Genomic DNA, 19,388 nt, shown 5'->3' with positions numbered 1-19,388 from the left:
GGTGCCCCCAATGAGCGAACCGATCCGCCTGACCCAATACAGCCATGGTGCTGGTTGCGGCTGCAAGATTTCCCCCCAGGTGCTGGAAGTGATTCTGGCCGGCAGCGGCGCGCAGAACCTGGACCCGAAACTCTGGGTCGGCAACGCCTCGCGCGACGACGCGGCGGTCTACTCGATCGATGAAGAACGCGGCGTGGTCTCGACCACCGACTTTTTCATGCCGATCGTCGACGATCCCTTCGATTTCGGCCGTATCGCCGCCACCAATGCCATCAGTGATATCTACGCCATGGGCGGTGATCCGTTGATGGCGATTGCGATCCTCGGCTGGCCGGTCAATGTGCTGGCCCCGGAGATCGCCCGCGAGGTGATTCGCGGCGGTCGAGCGGTGTGCGACGAGGCGGGCATTCCCCTGGCGGGCGGGCACTCCATCGACGCACCGGAACCGATCTTCGGCCTGGCCGTGACCGGGCTGGTGGAAAAGCGCCACATGAAGCGCAACGACACCGCCACCGCCGGATGCCTGCTATACCTGACCAAGCCCCTGGGCATCGGCATCCTCACCACCGCCGAGAAGAAGGGCAAATTGCGCAACGCCGACATCGGCCTGGCCCGCGACTGGATGTGCACCCTGAACAAGCCCGGCAGCCGCTTCGGCAAGCTCGCTGGCGTGACCGCGATGACCGACGTCACCGGTTTCGGTCTGCTCGGACATCTGGTGGAAATGGCTGATGGCAGCGGCTTGACCGCGCGGATCCGCTACGACCAGGTGCCTCGTCTGCCAAGTGTCGAGTACTACCTCGAACAGGGCTGCATCCCCGGCGGGACGCTGCGCAATTTCGACAGCTATGCCAGCAAGATCGGGCGCCTGCAGGAGCTGCACAAGCGTGTGCTGTGCGACCCGCAGACCAGCGGCGGCCTGCTGATCGCCGTCACCGCCGAAGGCAACGACGAGTTCCTCGCCCTGGCCCGTGACCTGGGGCTGGCACTGGAGCCCATCGGTGAACTGGTGGAACGACAGAGCCACGCGGTCGAGGTGTCTTGATGTCTGTCGATTGCACCGATTACCGCGACATCTTTCTCAACGACCGGCCGATGATGGACGCCCGTGCGCCGATTGAATTTGCCAAGGGCGCGTTTCCCGGCGTGGTCAACCTGCCGCTGATGAACGATCAAGAGCGCCAACGCGTCGGCACCTGCTACAAGCAGCAAGGCCAGCAGGCCGCGATCGAACTGGGGCATCAATTGGTGTCCGGCCACATCAAGGCCGAACGCATCCAGGCCTGGGCGGATTTCGCCCGGGCCCATCCCGATGGGTATCTGTACTGTTTTCGCGGCGGCCTGCGTTCGCAGATCGTCCAGCAATGGCTCAAGAGCGAAGCCGGCATCGACTATCCGCGAGTGGGCGGCGGCTACAAGGCGATGCGCACCTTTCTGTTGAATACCCTCGAGCAGGCGGTTACCCAATGCGACTTCGTGCTGCTGGGCGGCATGACCGGCACCGGCAAGACCGACGTGCTGACCCAGTTGGACAACGGCCTGGACCTTGAGGGCCACGCCAATCACCGGGGCTCCAGTTTCGGCAAGCGCGCCACCGGCCAGCCTTCCAACATCGACTTCGAGAATCGCCTGGCGGTGGACCTGCTGAAAAAACGCGCCCAAGGCCTCGAACAGTTTGTGCTTGAAGACGAAAATCGTGCCATTGGCAGTTGCGCCTTGCCGTTGCCGCTGTACCAGGGCATGCAAGCGTTTCCGATGGTCTGGCTCGAAGACAGCCTGCAAGGGCGCATCGAGCGGATTCTGCGCGACTACGTGGTGGACCTGTGTGCCGAGTTCATCCGGGTGCATGGCGACGAAGGCTTCGCACTGTTCAGCGAGCGCATGCTGGACAGTCTCAACAAGCTGTACAAACGCCTGGGCGGCGAGCGGCATGGGCGGATGCTGCTGTTGATGGAAGAGGCGCTGGCCGAGCAGGGGCGCAGCGGCGCGGTGGACTTGCACCGGGGCTGGATCGAGGGGCTGCTGGTTGAGTATTACGACCCGATGTATGTGTTTCAGCGCGAGAAGAAGGGCGCGCGGGTGGAGTTTGCGGGGGAGCGGGGGGCGGTGATCGAGTATTTGCGCGAGCGAGTGAATCAGCGAGGTTGATGGAGGATTTACCGGCCTCATCGCGGGCAAGCCTTGCTCCTACAGATAGGTGTCGTTCACATAATTGGTGAACAACACCTATCTGTAGGAGCAAGGCTTGCCCGCGATGGGGCCCTCACAGGCACCACAAAACTCAGGTCGGACAAGTCACCGGCCCGTTATCCAGCCCCTGCTTGTAGCTGTGGCTCTGCAGGCTGGCCTTGCCGTTGTGCCAGGTCAGGGTCAGCACGTACAGCGAATCGTAGTCGTTCGACTCCCAATCCTCGGTGATCGTCTGCTTCTTTCCAACCGCTTCGCCGGCGACCTTGTTGATCAGTTCCGGCAGGTAGCCATGGGACCAGGCGGTGTAGATCACCGCGTTGTGGTACTTGTCGTGGAGCAGTTCAGCGGCCAGGTCGCTGGTGTCGTTGGCCGAGAATTCAATGTTCACCGGCAGGCCGAGCTTGATCGCGCTGGGGCTGATGGTCATCAGGGGGCGGATGTAGCTGTAGGAGTTATCCAGCTCGCCTTCCTCGACATTGCGGGTCGGGTTGGCGGCGAAGACGTAATTGGCCTTGCCGAACTTTTCCGGGAGCAGGGTCGCCAGGTCAATGGCGCGGTTCAGCCCCTGGCAATTGAGCTGGCCCAGGCCACCGGCGGGCTTTTCCGCGTGGCGCAAGAAGACCAGTGTTTGCGTGCCGTCCACTGGGGCGGCGCTGACCCGGGATTCCAGCAACATGAACAGCGCGCTGGCCGCCAGCAGGGCAGGCAAAAAGATGTAGGCGCGATGCTTGAAGCGATTGGCGAGTTTCAGGAAATTCGTCATGGAAAATAGGGTTCTTCAGCATAGGGGTTGAGGCTGACAAACCTTTACACCGCGACTGTTGCGCGCCGGGTGTTTTCCATGTCGTGAAACCGGTCCGTTTTCAAAGGGTTAGTGCTCAGAGTCCCTTCAAACCCATTGGTTCGATTCCGGCCATGGAGAGAAGCCATTTGCCAGTAACCTTGAACGGGTAGTCGCGAGGTTATCGGCAACATGTTGCGAATTGATGGCCAAAGTACATTGATGTGGGCGCAAGGCCAGTGATCTCTTTCGATCTACACCATCATCGAGATTGATGGTGCCGGGGGTCGCACCTGGCGTTTTCTGCATTATGATCGCCATTCTCACTTTGCCGTGGACTTGCCCATGACCGATCTGTCTGCATTCCCCATCACCCAGAAATGGCCGGCCAACAATCCGGAGTGGATTCAGCTGTATTCCCTGCCGACCCCCAACGGTGTCAAGGTCTCGATCATGCTTGAAGAGATCGGACTGCCGTACGAACCGCACCGCGTGGCGTTCGACACCAACGATCAGATGACCCCCGAGTTCCTGTCGTTGAGCCCCAACAACAAGATCCCGGCGATCCTCGATCCCCACGGCCCGGGTGACCGGCCGCTGCCGCTGTTCGAGTCCGGCGCGATCCTGATTTACCTGGCCGAGAAGACCGGGCAACTGTTGCCGCAGGACGCCGCTGCGCGCTACGAGACCATCCAGTGGCTGATGTTCCAGATGGGCGGAATCGGCCCGATGTTCGGCCAGCTCGGCTTCTTCAACAAATTCGCCGGCAAGGATTACGAGGACAAGCGTCCCCGCGATCGCTACGTCGAAGAAAGCAAACGCCTGCTCGGCGTGCTCAACAAGCGCCTGGAAGGCCGTGACTGGGTCATGGGCGAGCACTACACCATCGCCGACATCGCGATCTTCCCGTGGGTGCGCAACCTGATCGGCTTCTATGAGGCGGGTGACTTGGTGGGGATCCAGAACTTCCCGAACGTCACCCGGGTGCTGGAGCAGTTCCTGGCGCGGCCGGCGGTGAAGCGTGGGTTGGAAATCCCGAAACCCGTCTCCGCCTGACACACCGTAAAACCTGTAGGAGCGAGCCTGCTCGCAATGGACGTCAACGATAACGCGGGCACCCTGATGCCCCGCGGTGTTCTTGCCTCCATCGCGAGCAGGCTCGCTCCTACAGGGTTATGTTCATACCCCCGATTTTTCAGGAATACCCATGTCCAGCCAGTTCCCCGAAGCACGTCCACGCCGTCTGCGCCGCAATGCGAGCCTGCGCAGCCTGTTCCAGGAAACCGAGTTCAGCCTGAACGACCTGGTCCTGCCGATTTTTGTCGAAGAAGAAATCGACGATTTCGTGCCGATCAAAAGCATGCCCGGGGTGATGCGCATTCCCGAGTCGAAACTGGCCGGCGAAATCGAGCGTTATGCCCGGGCTGGGATCAAGTCGGTGATGACGTTCGGTGTGTCCCATCATCTGGACGGCAACGGCAGCGACACCTGGCGAGAAAACGGCCTGGTGTCGCGCATGTCGCGGATCGCCAAGGACGCGGTGCCGGAAATGATCGTCATGTCCGACACCTGTTTCTGTGAGTACACCGACCACGGCCATTGCGGCGTGCTGCACAACCACGAAGTCGACAACGACCAGACCCTGATCAATCTGGGCCGACAGGCAGTGGCGGCCGCCCGTGCCGGTGCCGATGTGATTGCGCCTTCCGCCGCCATGGACGGACAGGTCCAGGCCATTCGCCGGGCGCTGGATCAGGCCGGCTTCACCCAGACCGCGATCATGGCCTATTCGACCAAATTCGCCTCGGCGCTCTACGGCCCGTTCCGCGAAGCCGGCGGCAGCGCGCTCAAGGGCGATCGCAAAAGCTATCAGATGAACCCGATGAACCGCCGCGAAGCGGTGCGCGAATCGCTGCTGGACGAACAGGAAGGCGCCGATGCGCTGATGGTCAAGCCGGCCGGCGCCTACCTGGACATCATCCGCGACATCCGCGAAGCCTCGCGCCTGCCGCTGTCGGCGTATCAGGTCAGCGGCGAGTACGCGATGATCAAATTCGCCGCCCAGGCCGGCGCCATCGATGAAGATCGCGTGGTGCGCGAGAGTCTCGGGGCGATCAAGCGGGCGGGGGCGGATCTGATCTTCACTTACTTTGCGATGGACCTGGCGCTGGCCGGGATCTAAAAAACACCATAGAACCCCTGTAGGAGCGAGCCTGCTCGCGATGACGGTGTATCAGACAACAGAAATGTTGAATGTCAGACCGCTATCGCGAGCAGGCTCGCTCCTACAGGGGATTTTTTTGGTCTCAAGCCCGGCCAAAAAACGGCCGTATCCCGTGATCCCGGAAATACCGTTCGATCACCTTCGGGTCCGAACTGTTGTCGGCAATCGCCACATAGGTATCCGGGCGCAACAGATAAAAGCCGTTGCGCCCCAAACCTGCGGTCTCGAACGCCGGGCGCCAGTCGAACACGTGCAGCGGCAAATGGTGCTCGTTGCACCAGGCGATCATCTCGTCGCTGGTATCGCCGTACACATGCACCTGCCAGCCCGGGCACTTGAGCGATTCGTAATTATCCCCCTCGCCATCGTGCGCCCAGGGCAGGCGGTCGCCGCCATGTACATGCCCGGCGACGCCCGTGCTCAAGGGCATGCCACGGTAGTTCAGGGTGATCTGCGAGACCGTGCGGAAGAGGAATTCCCGCGAGGTTTCGAACGAGGCCATTTTCGGCAGCAGAAACGGCGCCAGGCGCGTGCGCAGCAGGTCGGCCAGGCGGCCCTCGGCGGTGGCGAAGGTGAAGACCCGGTCCGTGGTGGTCACCAGTTTGCGGGCAAAAGCCATGCGTTCGATTTCGTAGCTGGCGAGCAATTCGGCCTTGGCACCACCGCTCAGAACCGCCGCCAGTTTCCATGCCAGGTTGATTGCATCGCCGATCCCGGTGTTCATGCCCTGTCCCCCGGCGGGGCTGTGGACATGGGCGGCGTCGCCCACCAAAAAAGCGCGCCCGGTGCGAAAGTGATCCGCCACCCGATGATGCACGCGGTAGGTCGAGAACCAGTTCACCTGCTCGATGTTGACCTGCATGTTTTCAATGGCACGGCTGCTGACGTCTTCGAATCGCAGGGTTTTCAGGTGTTCGGCGCGTTCGTCGCGGACCGTGCCGATCAAGCGTGCGCGTCCCTGACCATCCAGCGGGAACACGGCGAGGAAGTCCGCCTCATCCAGGTCCACATGAAGTTCGCCATTGGATGCCGGTCCACTGGCCAGCACATCGGCCACGTAGAAAATCTGTTGGTAAGTGCCACCGGGGAATCCGGTGTCCAGGGTCTTGCGGACGATTGAGCGGGCACCGTCACAACCGGCCAGGTAACAGGCCTGGCAGGTCTCCTGCGTACCGTCCGGCAGCAGCAATGTAGCGGTGATGCCATCGCCGGCCTCCTCGAAACCCAGCAGTTCGGTGTTGCGCTCTACGCTGATGCCGAAGGCTTCCAGGCGTTCGATCAGCAGCCGCTCGTGCGCATCCTGGGGAAATATCTGCATGAACGCGTAGGGCGTCAGGCCTTCACCGACGCGGGTCAAGGGCAAGCGTGACACGGACTTGCCCTTGACCCAGAAATTGGCGGCGGCCACGCGATGGCCGTATTGCACGACCGCATCGGCGAGGTCGAGCTGGCGATACAGCTCCAGCGTACGCGCTTGCACGGCCAGGGCCCGGGAGGTGGTGCCGGGGGTGGACGTCCTGTCGATGATCCGCACGCGAATGCCCAGCTTGCTCAGCCACAGCGCCAGCACCAGCCCGGTCGGGCCGGCGCCGATGATCAACACGTCGCTACGGTGCATGGTCCTGCTTCCTCCATTTGCGAGTGCTGCAAGTATGGTTCAGGCGCGCAGGGGAGCCACACCGACCGCCAAACGGAATTGACACCGTGACTGTGACTGTAGGAGCGAGCATGCTCGCGATGGACGCAAGAACACCGCGGGGAATCAGGATGCCCGCGTTATCGTTCACGACCATCGCGAGCATGCTCGCTCCTACAGAAGAGCAGTAGGACAGAGGAACGGCGGAAATGGGCCAAGGTCATAGCCATTACCCTGCCATCGGCCTTATGGTTGATCCGGCGCATCGCACGACAAGGAGCCCCATGCAAGCCCATCGATTGACCCTGAGCATCGCCGCGTTGCTGGTGCTGGCCGGTTGCGGCAGTCAGCGGACCCAGGAACCTGCGCAACGCAGCCCCGCTGAGGTCAAGGCCGAGATCCTGCGCCTGTTGCCGGCCAAAGCCACTGATCGCCAGGGCTGGGCCACGGATATCCAGGTCGCCTTTGCCGCGCAGGACATTGCGCCGACCACGCAGAATCTGTGTGCGGTGCTGGCCGTCACGGAGCAGGAGTCGACCTTCCAGGCCGATCCCGCCGTGCCCGGTCTGGGCAAGATCGCCCGTGACGAGATCGACCGCCGGGCCGCCAAGGCGCACATTCCTGCGCTGTTGGTCAGTGGCGCGCTGCAGGTGCGTTCACCCAATGGCAAAAGCTACAGCGACCGGCTGAATGCGGCGCGCAGTGAAAAGGAACTGAGCGGGATATTCGACGACTTCATCGGCATGGTGCCGATGGGCCAGACCTTGTTCGGCGGCTTCAACCCGGTGCACACCGGCGGGCCGATGCAGGTCAGCATCGACTTCGCCGAGAAACAGGCAAAGAACTATCCCTATCCGGTGGACGGCACGATTCGCCACGAAGTCTTTACCCGCCGTGGCGGCATGTACTTCGGCATCGCATATTTGCTCGGTTATCCGGTGAATTACCCGCAACCGCTGTATCGCTTTGCCGATTTCAACGCCGGCTGGTACGCCAGCCGCAATGCCGCGTTCCAGAACGCCGTGAGCCGGGCCTCGGGGGTGCCGCTGGCGCTGGATGGCGATCTGGTGAATTACGGCGCGCTCCTGCCAGGCTCCACGGAGCGGGCCGTGCGCACCCTGGGCAAGCAACTGGACATGCGCAATACGACGATCAGGGACCAGTTGGAGGAGGGCAATACTCTGGCGTTCGAGAACAGCGACCTCTACCAGCGGGTCTTCGCCCTGGCCGACAAGGCTGAGGGTCGGCCATTGCCCCGTGCGGTCCTGCCCGGGATTGTGCTGCAAAGCCCGAAAATTACCCGCAAGCTGACCACGGCGTGGTTTGCCAAGCGGGTTGATGAGCGTTATCAGCGGTGTATGGCGCGGGCGGATTGAAGTCAAAAGATCGCAGCCTTTGGCAGCACCTGCAGAAGTACACATCCCCTGTGGGAGCGAGCCTGCTCGCGATGAGGCCGGCACATTCAACATCAACGGCGCCTGACACGCCGTCATCGCGAGCAGGCTCGCTCCCACAGAAAAGCCCGGCTGATCAGGCCGGGCTTTTCTGTGGGTGTTGCTGTGAAGCGAGTGTCTTAGGCGACGGTGTTGCCTTGCAGGCGGTCAGAGCCATCAGCGGCGACTTCGTTGCCTTTCAGGTGATCGGAGCCATCGGCGGCCACGGTGTTGCCTTGCAGGCGGTCGGAGCCATCGGCAGCCACTTCGTTGCCTTTCAGGCGATCAGAGCCGTCAGCGGCAACTTCATTACCTTTCAAACGATCCGAACCATCGGCAGCGACTGCGTTACGTTTTTCCAGCAGGCGATCCGAGCCACCTTCGGCCACACGATTCTGTTGCAGGCGATCGGAACCGCCTTCTGCCACGCGGCTTTCGATCAGACGATCCGAGCCGCCTTCAGCGACAACAGGTTGAGCGGAAGTGGCGGCGAAAGCGTTCACTGCGAAAACCGAGAAAACGATGCTGAGGATGGTTTGGCGTTTCATGATCGTGTGCTCCGGGGGTGTTCTGGTTGGTGTGGAGCCATTGTTACGCCGCAGGGTATTTAACAGAACTTGATTGAGGTGATTGCGAACATCGACGGCATTGATAGGGCCAGCGGACTACCGCTCGTGACTGTGATGATGCCCCCCTGTAGGAGCGAGCCTGCTCGCGATGGTCGTCAACGATAACGCGGGATATCTGGATAAACGCGGCGTCCTTGAGTCCATCGCGAGCAGGCTCGCTCCTACAGGGGATTGGTTGAAAACACAAATTCCCACGGTCTGCCTGATGATGCAGTCGTCGGGCGGCCACGGCGTTATCGGCGGCGGCTTCTACACTGGATAGCTGGCGCGAGCCATCGCAAGGAGAGGTGTATGTATCAGCTCTACGGTTATCAAAACTCCGGCGCCGCGGCGATCGAGGCGGCGCTGGTGCTGTGCAAGGTTGCCTTTCGCTTCATCGATGTCGAGTCCTCTGCCGAAGCCGCCCTGGAACTGAGCCAGCTCAACCCGCTCAAGCAGATCCCGACCCTGCGCCTGCCGGACGGCAGCATCCTGACCGAGAGCGCGGCGATCCTGATTCACCTGGGGCTGGCGTTTCCCGCCTCGAGACTGTTGCCGGACAACCCGGTGGACCGCGACCAGGCCATACGCGGCATGATCTACATCGTGACCAATGCCTATGCCGCCATCGGCGTCATCGACTATCCGGAACGCTGGCTGGCGAACGCCGATGAAGCCTCGCGGCAAAACCTGATCGCTGGCGGGCGCACGCGCTTGCATCGGAGCTGGGAGGTCTTTGCCGATGAGTTTTCGGCGGAGCTGTATCTGGATGACGACACCCCCGGCGCACTGGACATCCTGGCGGCGGTGATCTCGCGGTGGGCGGGGAGCCGGGAGCATTTGCGTCGCACCCGGCCGGGGTTTTCCGCCTGGCTGGAACGCATCGACCGCCATCCGACACTGGCGCCGGTGTTTGAGCGGCATTGGCCTGCTTGATGGTCCCTGTAGGAGCGAGCCTGCTCGCGATGGAAGTCAACGATAACGCGGGCATCCTGATTCCCCGCGGCGTTCTTGCGTCCATCGCGAGCAGGCTCGCTCCTACAGAGGGTTCAAGTCATTCCCCGCGAATGTACTGCTCCAACTGATTGATCAGCGCGGCCTGTTCGGCGAGGGCTTCCTTGACCAGGTCGCCGATGGACAGCAGGCCGATCAATTTGCCGTTCTCCACCACCGGCAGGTGACGCAGGCGCCTTTCGGACATGATGCCAAGGCAGGTATCGACCGTCTGGTGGGTGTCCACGGTGATCACCGGCGAGACCATGATGTCGCGCACCGGCGTGCCCACCGACGAGCGCCCGTGCAGCACCAGTTTGCGCGCGTAGTCCCGTTCACTGATGATCCCCAGCACTTCATCATCTTTCACCACCAGCAAGGCGCCGACGTTCTTCTCGGCCATCTTCATCAGCGCTTCGAGCACCATGTGATCAGGATCGATCAGGTGCACGGTCTGGTTCTTCTGATCTTTCAACTTGAGCAGCTGCGCGACGGTTTTCATGGCGGTTTCCCGGGAGGTTTGTCGTTGTTCCTGAAGAATCGTAGACCCGGGCGTTCAGGGCAAGGGCGAAAGCGGCAGATAACGCACAAAAAACGTCATTGGGCGGTTTTTTATTCGGTGAGCGATTTTTGGTACACCTCGGACCTGTAGGAGCGAGCCTGCTCGCGATGGCGTCCGGTCAGCCAACGCGAATGTCGAATGTTCAGTCCCCATCGCGAGCAGGCTCGCTCCCACAGAGATCGCATCCACTGCTCGTTCAACGCGTAGAATCAACATCTTGAATAACTGTTGAGGTTCGCAGTGGTGGATTTACCCCAGGGCTTTGTCCTGACCCGGCATTGGCGCGATACCCCGGCGGGGACGGAAGTCGAGTTCTGGCTGGCGACCGACAGCGGCCCCCGACGCCTGCGCCTGCCTCATCAGCCGTCTGTGGCGTTCATCCCGGCCAGCCAGCGCGAGCAGGCCGAGGTTTTGTTGCGGGACGAAAAGCACGTCGAACTCAAGCCCCTGGCCCTGCAGGATTTCGAGCATCGCCCGGTACTCGGCCTGTATTGCCGGCAGCATGGCCAGTTGATGCGCCTGGAAACCACCCTGCGCCGGGCTGGCGTCGAGGTGTACGAAGCCGACGTGCGCCCGCCGGAACGCTACCTGATGGAGCGTTTCATCACCGCACCGGTACGCTTTGGCGGTACGCCGGGGACGGAGGGCCTGTTGCTCGACGCACAGATGAAACCCGACCCCGACTACCGGCCGAACCTCAGGCTGGTCTCCCTGGACATCGAAACCACCGCCCAAGGCGATCTGTACTCCATCGCCCTGGAGGGCTGCGGCGAGCGTCAGGTGTACATGCTCGGCCCGGCCAATGGCGACGACAGCGCGGTAGATTTCCAGCTCGAGTACTGCGAGTCGCGCACTGTACTGCTGAAAAAACTCAACGACTGGTTTGCCCGGCATGACCCCGACGCCATCATCGGCTGGAACCTCGTGCAGTTCGACCTGCGGGTGCTGCACGAACACGGCCGGCGCCTGGCCGTGCCGCTGAAACTCGGGCGCGAAGGCGAGGAAATGCAGTGGCGTGAACACGGCAACGGTAACCACTACTTTGCCAGCGCCGCCGGCCGGCTGATCATCGACGGCATCGAAGCCCTGCGTTCGGCCACCTGGAGTTTCCCTTCGTTCAGCCTGGAAAACGTTGCGCAAACCTTGCTGGGGGAGGGCAAGTCCATCGACAACCCGTACCAGCGCATGGACGAAATCAACCGCATGTTCGCCGAGGACAAACCGGCGCTGGCCAAATACAACCTCAAGGACTGCGAACTGGTCACGCGGATCTTCGCCAAGACCGAACTGCTGAAATTCCTGCTGGAGCGCGCCAGCGTCACCGGTTTGCCGGTGGACCGCATGGGCGGCTCGGTGGCGGCGTTCACCCACCTTTACATGCCCTTGATGCATCGCCAGGGTTTCGTCGCCCCCAACCTGGGCGGCAAACCACCGCAGGCCAGCCCCGGTGGCTTTGTCATGGATTCGCAACCGGGCCTGTACGAATCGGTGCTGGTGTTCGACTACAAGAGCCTCTACCCGTCGATCATCCGCACCTTCCTCATCGACCCGGTGGGCCTGATCGAAGGGCTCAAGCACCCTGACGACGCCGACTCGGTGCCGGGCTTTCGCGGCGCGCGGTTCTCCCGCACCCGGCATTGCCTGCCGGCCATCGTCGCCCGGGTCGCCGAGGGCAGGGAAGTCGCCAAACGCGAGCACAACGCGCCGCTGTCCCAGGCATTGAAAATCATCATGAATGCCTTCTACGGCGTGCTGGGTTCCAGCGGTTGCCGCTTCTTCGATACGCGCCTGGCGTCGTCCATCACCCTGCGCGGCCACGAGATCATGCTGCGCACCCGCCAGTTGATCGAGGAACAGGGGCATACGGTGATCTACGGCGACACCGACTCGACCTTCGTCTGGCTGCGTCGCGCCCACGGCCAGCAGGAAGCCGCACAGATCGGCCAGGCACTGGTGGACCATGTCAATCAGTGGTGGCGCGAACATGTGCGCCAGCAATACGGTCTGGAAAGCGCGCTGGAGTTGCAGTACGAAACCCACTACAAGCGCTTTCTGATGCCGACCATTCGCGGCGCGGAGGAGGGCAGCAAAAAGCGTTATGCCGGGCTGGTCACCCGTGCCGACGGCAGCGACGAGATGGTCTACAAGGGCCTGGAAACCGTGCGTACCGACTGGTCGCTTCTGGCCCGGCAGTTCCAGCAGGAGCTGTATTCGCTGATCTTTCATCGAAAGCCGTATCAGGACTATGTGCGCGACTACGTGCGCCAGACCCTGGCGGGGGAATTCGACGACCGCCTGATCTACCGCAAGCGCCTGCGCCGCACCCTCGACGATTACCAGCGCAACGTCCCGCCCCACGTGCGCGCGGCGCGGATCGCCGACGATTACAACGACCTGCAAGGCCGGCCCCGGCAATACCAGAACGGCGGCTGGATCAGCTACGTGATCACCGTCGCCGGCCCCGAGCCGCTGGAGATCCGCAGCGCGCCCATCGACTACGACCACTACATCAGCAAACAGCTGCAACCGGTGGCGGATGCGATCCTGCCGTTTGTCGACGATGACTTCTCAACCCTGATTGGGGGGCAACTGGGCCTGTTTTGAGTCCAGCAGCGACAGGGTCCAGTCATCCAGGATGCCGTGGAAGTACTGGTTCAGGGCTTGATGAAACAGGCTGTCTTCAGGCGCGACCTGGGAGAACAGGGTCATCGACGAGTGAAACTTCAGGTCATCCGGATGGCCGAAGATCGCCGCCACGGAGCGCTGCTGGATGTTCAGCACTTCCTGGGTGCAGATGCGCAACCGGGCACCCAGCAGGGGATGTTCAAGGTAGGCCAGCGCTTCTTCCCGGGAACGGATCGCGTAGCGTTTGGACATGTCACTGTCACCCAGCCCGGCGAACTGCGGGAAGACGAACCACATCCAGTGACTGCGCTTGTGGCCGGCGTCCAGTTCGGCCTGGACCCGGTCGAACACCGGGTCCTGCGCCAGAATGAAGCGCTGCAGGTTAAAGGCATCTTGCTGATCGGTGCTTCTCATGACGAAGCCCTCTGACACTCATGCTTTCAAGGCGCTGGCTCAGACCATGGCCAACCGCTGCTTGCGTTTGGGCGCGTGAAACGCCTGGTCCAGCGCCTCCAGATCCCCGGCGTCAAGTTGCAGCACGGCCGCCTGGGCGTTGAGTCGCACGTGCTCGGGGGTGGTTGCCTTGGGGATGGCGATCACGCCCTTTTGTCGCAGCAGCCAGGCCAGTGCGACCTGAGCGGATGTCGCGCCCTGTCGCTCGGCCACTTGCCTGAGTGTGGTGTTGCCGAGCATCTGTCCGCCCTGGCCAATCGGGCAGTAGGCCATGACGGGCATTGCACGCTGCTGACACCAGGGCAGCAGATCAAATTCTATCCCCCGCGACTCCAGGTTGTAGAGCACCTGATTGGTGGCGCAATCCGGATCGCCCAGCTCCTGCATATCATCGACATCGAAATTCGACACGCCCCAGCGGCCAATCTTGCCCGCGTCTCGCAGGCGCTCGAACGCTTCGACGGTTTCTTCCAGCGGGTACTGCCCGCGCCAGTGCAGCAGGTATAGATCAATGTAGTCGGTATTGAGCCGCCGCAGGCTGCGTTCGCAGGCTTGGGGAATGCCTTGGCGGCTGGCGTTGTGCGGGTAGACCTTGCTGACCAGGAACACCTTGTCGCGCTGGCCGTCGATGGCATCAGCCACCACGTGCTCGGCGCCGCCTTCGGCGTACATCTCGGCGGTGTCGATCAGGGTCATGCCCAGTTCGATGCCCAGGCGCAGGGCGGCGACTTCTTCCTGGTGGCGCGCTCGGTCCTCGCCCATTTGCCAGGTGCCCTGGCCGATGACCGGTACCTGGAGGCCGGCCAGTTGTTCGATGCGCATGTATGACTCCTTCTGATCGTTATGGCGGTTGGCAACAGGATAGTCGGTTGGGTTCCGTTCCAGCCGGTGATCGATTGATCCCTGCCCAAACCGCACTTTTTCCAATTGACCGGCTCTATCCATAGCCGTTGCGGCGAATCCCGCCGCACAGGAATGTGCCAGCCCAATCCCTTATGGTTCGAGTGTTGCCCTCTGTTTTTACCCGAGTTCGCCTGCTGGCCGGGCTGTTGCTGCTCTGCGCCAGTGGTTGCAGCCACCAGCCGGGCAACGATCTGTTCAGCCAGATTCGCGAAGGAAACCCCCGGGAATTTCTGCAGACCAGTGTCGATCGCATGGCCACCCTGACCATGCGCGACAACCTCGACAGCCTTTACCTGCTGATGAACAAGCTCTACCTGCGCAATCCCGAGGAGCTGAAAAAATCCGGTTTCCTCGATGCCCGCACCGCCGGCAAGCAGGTACGCATGGCGATCGAACAGCAGCAACCGTTACCGGCCCTGGGTGGCAAGAAAGACCTGGCGGCGTTGCGCTTCGCCATGAGCCCGGAGTTCCTAGGTGACCGGGTCGGGGCGTTCATCTATGCCATCGGCAGCATGCTGGTCACCGCCCACGGCAACCGGCTGGAGTTCTACATGACGGACGCGATCAACCCGACCTTCGTCAGCAACGCCGCGCGCAATATCGAAATCGCCACCTGGATCCTCAGCCAGCGCCAGAACAAGGATGGCCAGCCCATGTTGTTCTCCAATGAAATCTCGGAGGAGGGCAGCAACCTGAGCTTCGCCGTGGAGTTCGGCAAGATCGTCGCGCGACTTGACCTGCTGACCCAGATGCTCGACGAGCGTTACCGGCGCATCGGCCTGAATTATGCGCAGAGCCTGTTGTTCCTCAACTTCCTTCCCGTGCAGTGAACACACCGCAAATCCCCTGTAGGAGCGAGCCTGCTCGCGATGGCGTCGTGTCAGGCGCTTGATTTGCTGACCTGACCCGCCGCCATCGCGAGCAGGCTCGCTCCTACAAGGGTGCTCAGTGTTATTGGCATAAAGATAGATCGTATCGATATAGCTGGTTATAAGAATTGCCGTTATGCTGCCGTCCGGATTTCCCCTGCGATCTTTGTGGACGTATCAATGGATTTAGTGAACATCGGGTTGATCGTGGCCGGCCTGGTTGTCGGCTTTATCGTCGGCATGACCGGCGTGGGTGGCGGGTCGTTGATGACCCCGATCCTCCTGGCATTCGGCATCAACCCGGCAACGGCGGTCGGCACCGATCTGCTGTACGCCGCCATCACCAAGTCCAGCGGTGTGCTGGTTCACAAGAAGAACAACAACATCGACTGGAAAATCACCGGTTGGCTGACCCTGGGCAGCGTGCCGGCAGTGGCCTTGACCCTGTGGTTCCTCAGCACCCTGCACGAAGCGCCGGATGCGATGAACGCGATCATCAAGCAGGCCCTGGGCTTCGTCCTGTTTGCCACGGCGCTGGCAATCCTGTTCAAGAAACGCCTGCTCGACTTCGCCCACAAGCGCGCCGGCGGCAACTACAACCCCAGCGGTTCGCGCCTCAATGCCCTGACCGTGATCACCGGCCTGGTGCTCGGCACCATGGTCGCCCTGACCTCCATCGGTGCCGGTGCCTTGGGCACCGTGGCCTTGTTCATTCTCTATCCGCTGCTGCCGACCCGCCGCCTGGTGGGCACGGAAATCGCCCACGCCGTGCCCCTGACCCTGGTCGCCGGCCTCGGCCACGCGAGCATGGGCAACATGGACTGGCATGTACTGGGTTACCTGCTGGTGGGTTCGTTGCCGGGGATTTACCTGGGCAGCCACTTGACCGGGCGTATCTCCGATGAACTGTTGCGTCCTTGCCTGGCGACCATGCTGGTATTGATCGGGTACAAGCTGGCGTTCTGATTTCAGCTTCAAACTCTCGCTTCATTCGCGGGTGAATATTTGCAGCCGATGGCCGTCCGGATCATCGCGATTCACCCTCTATCCTCTCGCCTCACCACAGACTTCCCATGGACCTTTTCAACGGTCGGGATGGCGCCTGCCTGTTGCGCAATAACCGCCCTGACCTAAGCTTGGGACAAGACTGGAAACAATTGCGAAGCGTCACCCGGAACGAACGCCGCAATGCGCAATCATTAGAGCGTGGATATCAAAAGGAGATGCGCATGCTCATCAGGTCACTGACCCTGGCTACTCTGCTGGCTTTCGCTGGCCCGCTGTTCGCCAACGATGGCGATTCACCGTTGGACGTCAATAAAGGCCTGTACCGCCCCTTGGTTGTCATCGCCTCAAGCACCGTGGATCCGGTCTGGGTGAGCCTGAAAAAGGCGCTGGAAGATCCGGCCAACAAACAGGGTGTGGTGGATCGCAACATCAAGGTCTACAGCGTGCTGAACATGTCGGGGCAGCTCGACGGCAAGGATCTGGGGCAACAGGACACCATGGCCTTGATCCGCTCGTTGAAAATGGGGGCCGGGGCATTGCCGAAAGTGATTCTGATTGGCAAGGACGGCGAGAAGAAACTCGAAAGCTCCGGGGAAGAATCGAAGACGGTGGACCTGAAGAAAATCTTCGCCACCATCGATGCCTTGCCGGCGGCAGAGAAGGAAATGGTTGCACCCACGCCGCCACCGGTGGCTGCCGAAGTCGCGGCGCCTGCGGCCAAGGGCGGCAAGAATGCCAAGCCGGCGAAACCGGCCAAGCCTGCCAAACCGCCTGAGCAGCCGGATGATTGATCAGCCAGTGACTCACCCTGTAGGAGCGAGCCTGCTCGCGATGAGGTTCTGATAGCCGACGATTGTTTCGCCTGTTACACCGCCATCGCGAGCAGGCTCGCTCCTACATTTGTTTTGCACCCGTCTTCGATTACCAGTTGTAGCGATAACCCACAGTCACCGCCCAAGGCTGTTCGATATCACTGCCCTTGGTGTAGCTGCCTTCAACGTAAACGTTGTGCTTCTCGGCCGTGGCTAGCATCACCCCGCCACCGATTTCAGCCCGTGATCCCGGCAAGCGGCTGTCGAGTTTCGCACCGCTGACCTTCACCCGGCTGTCACCGGCATGCTCGGTGATCCAGGTGGCCTTGGCGTAGGGCTTGACCTTCACCCCGTTATCCAGCTGCAGATCCCGCCCGAACATGCCGCCGACGCGGCTTTGTACCGACGTCATGGCCTCCTGTTCGACACCCAGGCCGTTGCTGGCGGTGTAGCTGCCCTTGCCGATGCGTGCCACTTGAACCCCGGCTTGCGGCTCGACGAACCAGCCCTGGCCCAGGTCGATGTGCTTGCCCACTTGCACGTCGGCGCTGACCGCGTGGTTCTTGTAATGGGCCTTGACCTTGCGGCCGAGGTTGCTGGTGATGTTGATTTCATTGTCCAGGCGGCTGTACTTCAAGGCGCCGTCGACATACAGGCCGCTGCGGTCCAGATAGCTGGCGTAACCGCCGAGGGTGATGCTGTCGATCGTGCCTTTGCTGGCCTCGCCGAAGTCCTGGCGTCCCCGGCCCTGACCGACCAGTCCACCCACGTAAAGGGTGCCGTCAGCGAAGGGCAGGGCTTTATCGGCACCGATTTCCATGCCGTTCACCTGTTGCTGGAAGGCGCGGCTGGCGCCGGTGTCCAGGAGTTGTTCGGTGCCGTAGGCACGGGTCCACAGGCCTCCGTTGTCCTTGCCCGAACGCAGGCCGCCAAAGTGCCCGGTGGTGGCGTTCATCTGCGCCCCGACCAGAGCCGCGGCGGCGGCCTGGTTGCCCACCGCCGCGTTGGCGCCCTTGCTCAGGGTGTCGGCCTGCGGACGATGGGTGGGTTGCTGCGGATTGTCGGGCTCAGCAGGAGCCACAGGAAAAGCTGGCGTATCTGGATCAGTAGCGTCAGACGGTTTTTGTATTTCTTTCTGCTGATCTGGCACGTCGACTCCGACGAGATTGGCCAGATACCAATCGTCACCCTGACGCTGCAACTGATAACGATAAGCACCGGCATCCACGGTCTGGCCATAGAGACTGAAACCACCGCTGCCGCCATTGCCGTCCACCAGCATCAGTTTTTGCAATGCGCCGCTTGGGGCGTTACCCGAGTCGGCCACCACCAGCGTGTGCAGGTCGCTGATCGGTCCTTGTACCTTCAACAGGTCGCCTTGCAGGGCCGCCAGGTCAGTGTTCATCAGAAAACTGCCGTTACCGGTCAGCGGACCTTTGATGGTCAGGGTGTGGAAGCCGTCGATGGTCGGGGCAGCGAAATTGACCTGACCATCGACATGGGTGTTGAAGCCAAGGACCGCGTCGCCCTTGAGTTGCAACAAGCCTCCCTGATTGATCCGGGTTTCACTGGCGACGGCCTGATCGGCCATGACCATCAGGCCACCCTGACTGACGGTGGTGTCATGGACGATGGTGTCTGCTTCGATATCCAGTTGCCCACCCTGATTGACCACGGTGTCGGTGATGACCGCACGATCCAGAGCCGACAACAGGCCACCGTCATTGACGGTCGTGTGTTCGGCACTGCCGTCCTGATAGACGCTCATCTGGCTGTTGTTGACGCTGGTGTTGCGGGCCTGGCCTTGCATGTACACGAACATCTGGCCGCCGTTGAGCCGGGTGTCGGTGGCCGAGCCGTTCTGCGCTACATCAAGAAAACCACTGTTGACTGTGGTGCCAAAGGCTGTGGCCGAGCCCAGGACAACCATCTGGCCACTATTCACGACGGAGTCGTAGGCCGAAGACGTGTCGTACAGCTTCAGCCATCCGTCGTTTGACACCTCGCTCCTGACTGCCTGGCCTGCGTCCCAGACATTGAGCGTGCCGCCGCTTACGTTGCTATCGATGACGGTACCACCCGTACCGACGTTCACTGTGGTGCCGTTGTTCAGCAACAGATTGGTTTGCGTGGATGTCTCGCAAGTGAGTGTGTCGCAGCTGTCCGCGAACGACTTGCCAGGCATCGCGCACAGCAGCAACAAGGCGCTTGAAACAGAAACACGCGAGAATCGCAAATCAACCTTGAGCATTTGAAACCACCGGAAGCATGGGGAAGTGACGCGAATTTTC

General features: G+C 61.6%; 18 protein-coding genes. 11 read left to right on the top strand and 7 right to left on the bottom strand.

Translation table 11 applies throughout. From position 1 onward, the window contains the following. The first annotated feature begins 10 nt into the window (after positions 1 to 10). The gene (gene selD, locus DKY63_RS10255; protein ID WP_110963978.1) at positions 11 to 1,045 is read left to right on the top strand and encodes a selenide, water dikinase SelD; all 1,035 of its coding nucleotides are present in this window, start codon (positions 11 to 13) and stop codon (positions 1,043 to 1,045) included. After that, positions 1,045 to 2,148: a tRNA 2-selenouridine(34) synthase MnmH gene (mnmH, locus tag DKY63_RS10250; RefSeq protein ID WP_110963977.1), complete on the top strand. Its 1,104-nt coding sequence runs from the start codon at positions 1,045 to 1,047 to the stop codon at positions 2,146 to 2,148. The genes selD and mnmH overlap by 1 nt, the downstream gene beginning before the upstream one ends. 133 nt (positions 2,149 to 2,281) lie before the next feature. Here mnmH and DKY63_RS10245 read toward each other — a convergent pair whose 3' ends face one another. Beyond that, positions 2,282 to 2,953, bottom strand: a complete 672-nt coding sequence (locus DKY63_RS10245) for a histidine phosphatase family protein (protein ID WP_110963976.1) — start codon at positions 2,951 to 2,953, stop codon at positions 2,282 to 2,284. Between the two features lie 363 nt (positions 2,954 to 3,316). On the opposite strand from DKY63_RS10245, the gene DKY63_RS10240 reads away from it, so the two are divergent. Together DKY63_RS10240 and hemB are read left to right on the top strand one after the other, a co-directional pair. After that, the gene (locus DKY63_RS10240; RefSeq protein ID WP_110963975.1) at positions 3,317 to 4,027 is read left to right on the top strand and encodes a glutathione binding-like protein; all 711 of its coding nucleotides are present in this window, start codon (positions 3,317 to 3,319) and stop codon (positions 4,025 to 4,027) included. A 151-nt stretch (positions 4,028 to 4,178) separates the two neighbouring features. Then, positions 4,179 to 5,153, top strand: coding sequence for a porphobilinogen synthase (gene hemB / locus DKY63_RS10235; RefSeq protein ID WP_110963974.1), 975 nt, complete (start codon positions 4,179 to 4,181; stop codon positions 5,151 to 5,153). 124 nt (positions 5,154 to 5,277) lie between these two features. On the opposite strand, the gene DKY63_RS10230 is transcribed toward hemB, so the two are convergent. After that, entirely contained in the window at positions 5,278 to 6,813 is a 1,536-nt protein-coding gene (locus tag DKY63_RS10230; protein ID WP_110963973.1) for an FAD-dependent oxidoreductase, read from the bottom strand. A 302-nt stretch (positions 6,814 to 7,115) separates the two neighbouring features. On the opposite strand from DKY63_RS10230, the gene DKY63_RS10220 reads away from it, so the two are divergent. Then, positions 7,116 to 8,207, top strand: coding sequence for a DUF1615 domain-containing protein (locus DKY63_RS10220; protein WP_110963971.1), 1,092 nt, complete (start codon positions 7,116 to 7,118; stop codon positions 8,205 to 8,207). A gap of 197 nt (positions 8,208 to 8,404) precedes the next feature. Here the strand turns inward: DKY63_RS10220 and DKY63_RS10210 are convergent, their stop codons facing one another. Then, positions 8,405 to 8,812 carry a hypothetical protein gene (locus tag DKY63_RS10210; RefSeq protein WP_110963970.1) on the bottom strand — a complete coding sequence of 136 codons (408 nt, stop codon included), beginning with the start codon at positions 8,810 to 8,812 and terminating at the stop codon, positions 8,405 to 8,407. Positions 8,813 to 8,981: 169 nt separating this feature from the next. Between DKY63_RS10210 and DKY63_RS32170 the strand changes: the two genes are divergently transcribed. Further along, entirely contained in the window at positions 8,982 to 9,155 is a 174-nt protein-coding gene (locus DKY63_RS32170) for a hypothetical protein (protein ID WP_162634893.1), read from the top strand. Positions 9,156 to 9,184: 29 nt separating this feature from the next. Then, positions 9,185 to 9,808, top strand: a complete 624-nt coding sequence (locus tag DKY63_RS10205) for a glutathione S-transferase family protein (RefSeq protein ID WP_110963969.1) — start codon at positions 9,185 to 9,187, stop codon at positions 9,806 to 9,808. A gap of 118 nt (positions 9,809 to 9,926) precedes the next feature. On the opposite strand, the gene DKY63_RS10200 is transcribed toward DKY63_RS10205, so the two are convergent. Continuing rightward, the gene (locus DKY63_RS10200; RefSeq protein WP_110963968.1) at positions 9,927 to 10,367 is read right to left on the bottom strand and encodes a CBS domain-containing protein; all 441 of its coding nucleotides are present in this window, start codon (positions 10,365 to 10,367) and stop codon (positions 9,927 to 9,929) included. Between the two features lie 303 nt (positions 10,368 to 10,670). Here DKY63_RS10200 and DKY63_RS10195 point away from each other — a divergent pair, with 303 nt between their 5' ends. Beyond that, positions 10,671 to 13,031, top strand: coding sequence for a DNA polymerase II (locus tag DKY63_RS10195; protein WP_162634892.1), 2,361 nt, complete (start codon positions 10,671 to 10,673; stop codon positions 13,029 to 13,031). Here the strand turns inward: DKY63_RS10195 and DKY63_RS10190 are convergent. Continuing rightward, a complete protein-coding gene (locus DKY63_RS10190; RefSeq protein ID WP_110963966.1) occupies positions 12,996 to 13,466 on the bottom strand; it encodes a DUF1810 domain-containing protein in 471 nt (156 codons plus the stop codon). The genes DKY63_RS10195 and DKY63_RS10190 overlap by 36 nt on opposite strands. Positions 13,467 to 13,505: 39 nt before the next feature. Beyond that, a complete protein-coding gene (locus tag DKY63_RS10185; RefSeq protein WP_110963965.1) occupies positions 13,506 to 14,327 on the bottom strand; it encodes an aldo/keto reductase in 822 nt (273 codons plus the stop codon). A gap of 173 nt (positions 14,328 to 14,500) precedes the next feature. On the opposite strand from DKY63_RS10185, the gene DKY63_RS10180 reads away from it, so the two are divergent. The 3 genes from DKY63_RS10180 to DKY63_RS10170 all read left to right on the top strand — a co-directional run bounded on the left by DKY63_RS10180 (position 14,501) and on the right by DKY63_RS10170 (position 17,076). After that, on the top strand, positions 14,501 to 15,238 hold the full coding sequence (locus DKY63_RS10180; RefSeq protein WP_110963964.1) for a hypothetical protein: 738 nt from the start codon (positions 14,501 to 14,503) through the stop codon (positions 15,236 to 15,238). A gap of 219 nt (positions 15,239 to 15,457) precedes the next feature. Next, positions 15,458 to 16,243, top strand: a complete 786-nt coding sequence (locus DKY63_RS10175; RefSeq protein WP_110963963.1) for a sulfite exporter TauE/SafE family protein — start codon at positions 15,458 to 15,460, stop codon at positions 16,241 to 16,243. 263 nt (positions 16,244 to 16,506) lie between these two features. Continuing rightward, a complete protein-coding gene (locus DKY63_RS10170) occupies positions 16,507 to 17,076 on the top strand; it encodes a DUF4174 domain-containing protein (RefSeq protein ID WP_110963962.1) in 570 nt (189 codons plus the stop codon). A gap of 130 nt (positions 17,077 to 17,206) precedes the next feature. Here DKY63_RS10170 and DKY63_RS10165 read toward each other — a convergent pair whose 3' ends face one another. After that, positions 17,207 to 19,348: an autotransporter outer membrane beta-barrel domain-containing protein gene (locus tag DKY63_RS10165; RefSeq protein ID WP_110963961.1), complete on the bottom strand. Its 2,142-nt coding sequence runs from the start codon at positions 19,346 to 19,348 to the stop codon at positions 17,207 to 17,209. Between the last annotated feature and the right edge of the window lie 40 nt (positions 19,349 to 19,388).

This window comes from Pseudomonas putida, from assembly GCF_003228315.1.
GTDB classification, from domain to species: domain Bacteria; phylum Pseudomonadota; class Gammaproteobacteria; order Pseudomonadales; family Pseudomonadaceae; genus Aquipseudomonas; species Aquipseudomonas putida_S.
This window is presented reverse-complemented; position numbering and strand designations above follow the sequence as displayed.

Excerpts from the sequence above, each read along its gene's own strand:
- DKY63_RS10230 (WP_110963973.1), bottom strand. The coding sequence starts at position 6,813 with ATGCACCGTAGCGACGTGTTGATCATCGGCGCCGGCCCGACCGGGCTG.
- DKY63_RS10200 (WP_110963968.1), bottom strand. The coding sequence starts at position 10,367 with ATGAAAACCGTCGCGCAGCTGCTCAAGTTGAAAGATCAGAAGAACCAG.
- mnmH (WP_110963977.1), top strand. The coding sequence starts at position 1,045 with ATGTCTGTCGATTGCACCGATTACCGCGACATCTTTCTCAACGACCGG.
- DKY63_RS10180 (WP_110963964.1), top strand. The coding sequence starts at position 14,501 with ATGGTTCGAGTGTTGCCCTCTGTTTTTACCCGAGTTCGCCTGCTGGCC.
- DKY63_RS10185 (WP_110963965.1), bottom strand. The coding sequence starts at position 14,327 with ATGCGCATCGAACAACTGGCCGGCCTCCAGGTACCGGTCATCGGCCAG.
- DKY63_RS10220 (WP_110963971.1), top strand. The coding sequence starts at position 7,116 with ATGCAAGCCCATCGATTGACCCTGAGCATCGCCGCGTTGCTGGTGCTG.
- DKY63_RS10240 (WP_110963975.1), top strand. The coding sequence starts at position 3,317 with ATGACCGATCTGTCTGCATTCCCCATCACCCAGAAATGGCCGGCCAAC.
- DKY63_RS10165 (WP_110963961.1), bottom strand. The coding sequence starts at position 19,348 with ATGCTCAAGGTTGATTTGCGATTCTCGCGTGTTTCTGTTTCAAGCGCC.
- DKY63_RS10245 (WP_110963976.1), bottom strand. The coding sequence starts at position 2,953 with ATGACGAATTTCCTGAAACTCGCCAATCGCTTCAAGCATCGCGCCTAC.
- DKY63_RS10175 (WP_110963963.1), top strand. The coding sequence starts at position 15,458 with ATGGATTTAGTGAACATCGGGTTGATCGTGGCCGGCCTGGTTGTCGGC.
- DKY63_RS10210 (WP_110963970.1), bottom strand. The coding sequence starts at position 8,812 with ATGAAACGCCAAACCATCCTCAGCATCGTTTTCTCGGTTTTCGCAGTG.
- DKY63_RS10190 (WP_110963966.1), bottom strand. The coding sequence starts at position 13,466 with ATGAGAAGCACCGATCAGCAAGATGCCTTTAACCTGCAGCGCTTCATT.
- DKY63_RS10170 (WP_110963962.1), top strand. The coding sequence starts at position 16,507 with ATGCTCATCAGGTCACTGACCCTGGCTACTCTGCTGGCTTTCGCTGGC.
- DKY63_RS32170 (WP_162634893.1), top strand. The coding sequence starts at position 8,982 with ATGGTCGTCAACGATAACGCGGGATATCTGGATAAACGCGGCGTCCTT.
- hemB (WP_110963974.1), top strand. The coding sequence starts at position 4,179 with ATGTCCAGCCAGTTCCCCGAAGCACGTCCACGCCGTCTGCGCCGCAAT.
- DKY63_RS10205 (WP_110963969.1), top strand. The coding sequence starts at position 9,185 with ATGTATCAGCTCTACGGTTATCAAAACTCCGGCGCCGCGGCGATCGAG.
- selD (WP_110963978.1), top strand. The coding sequence starts at position 11 with ATGAGCGAACCGATCCGCCTGACCCAATACAGCCATGGTGCTGGTTGC.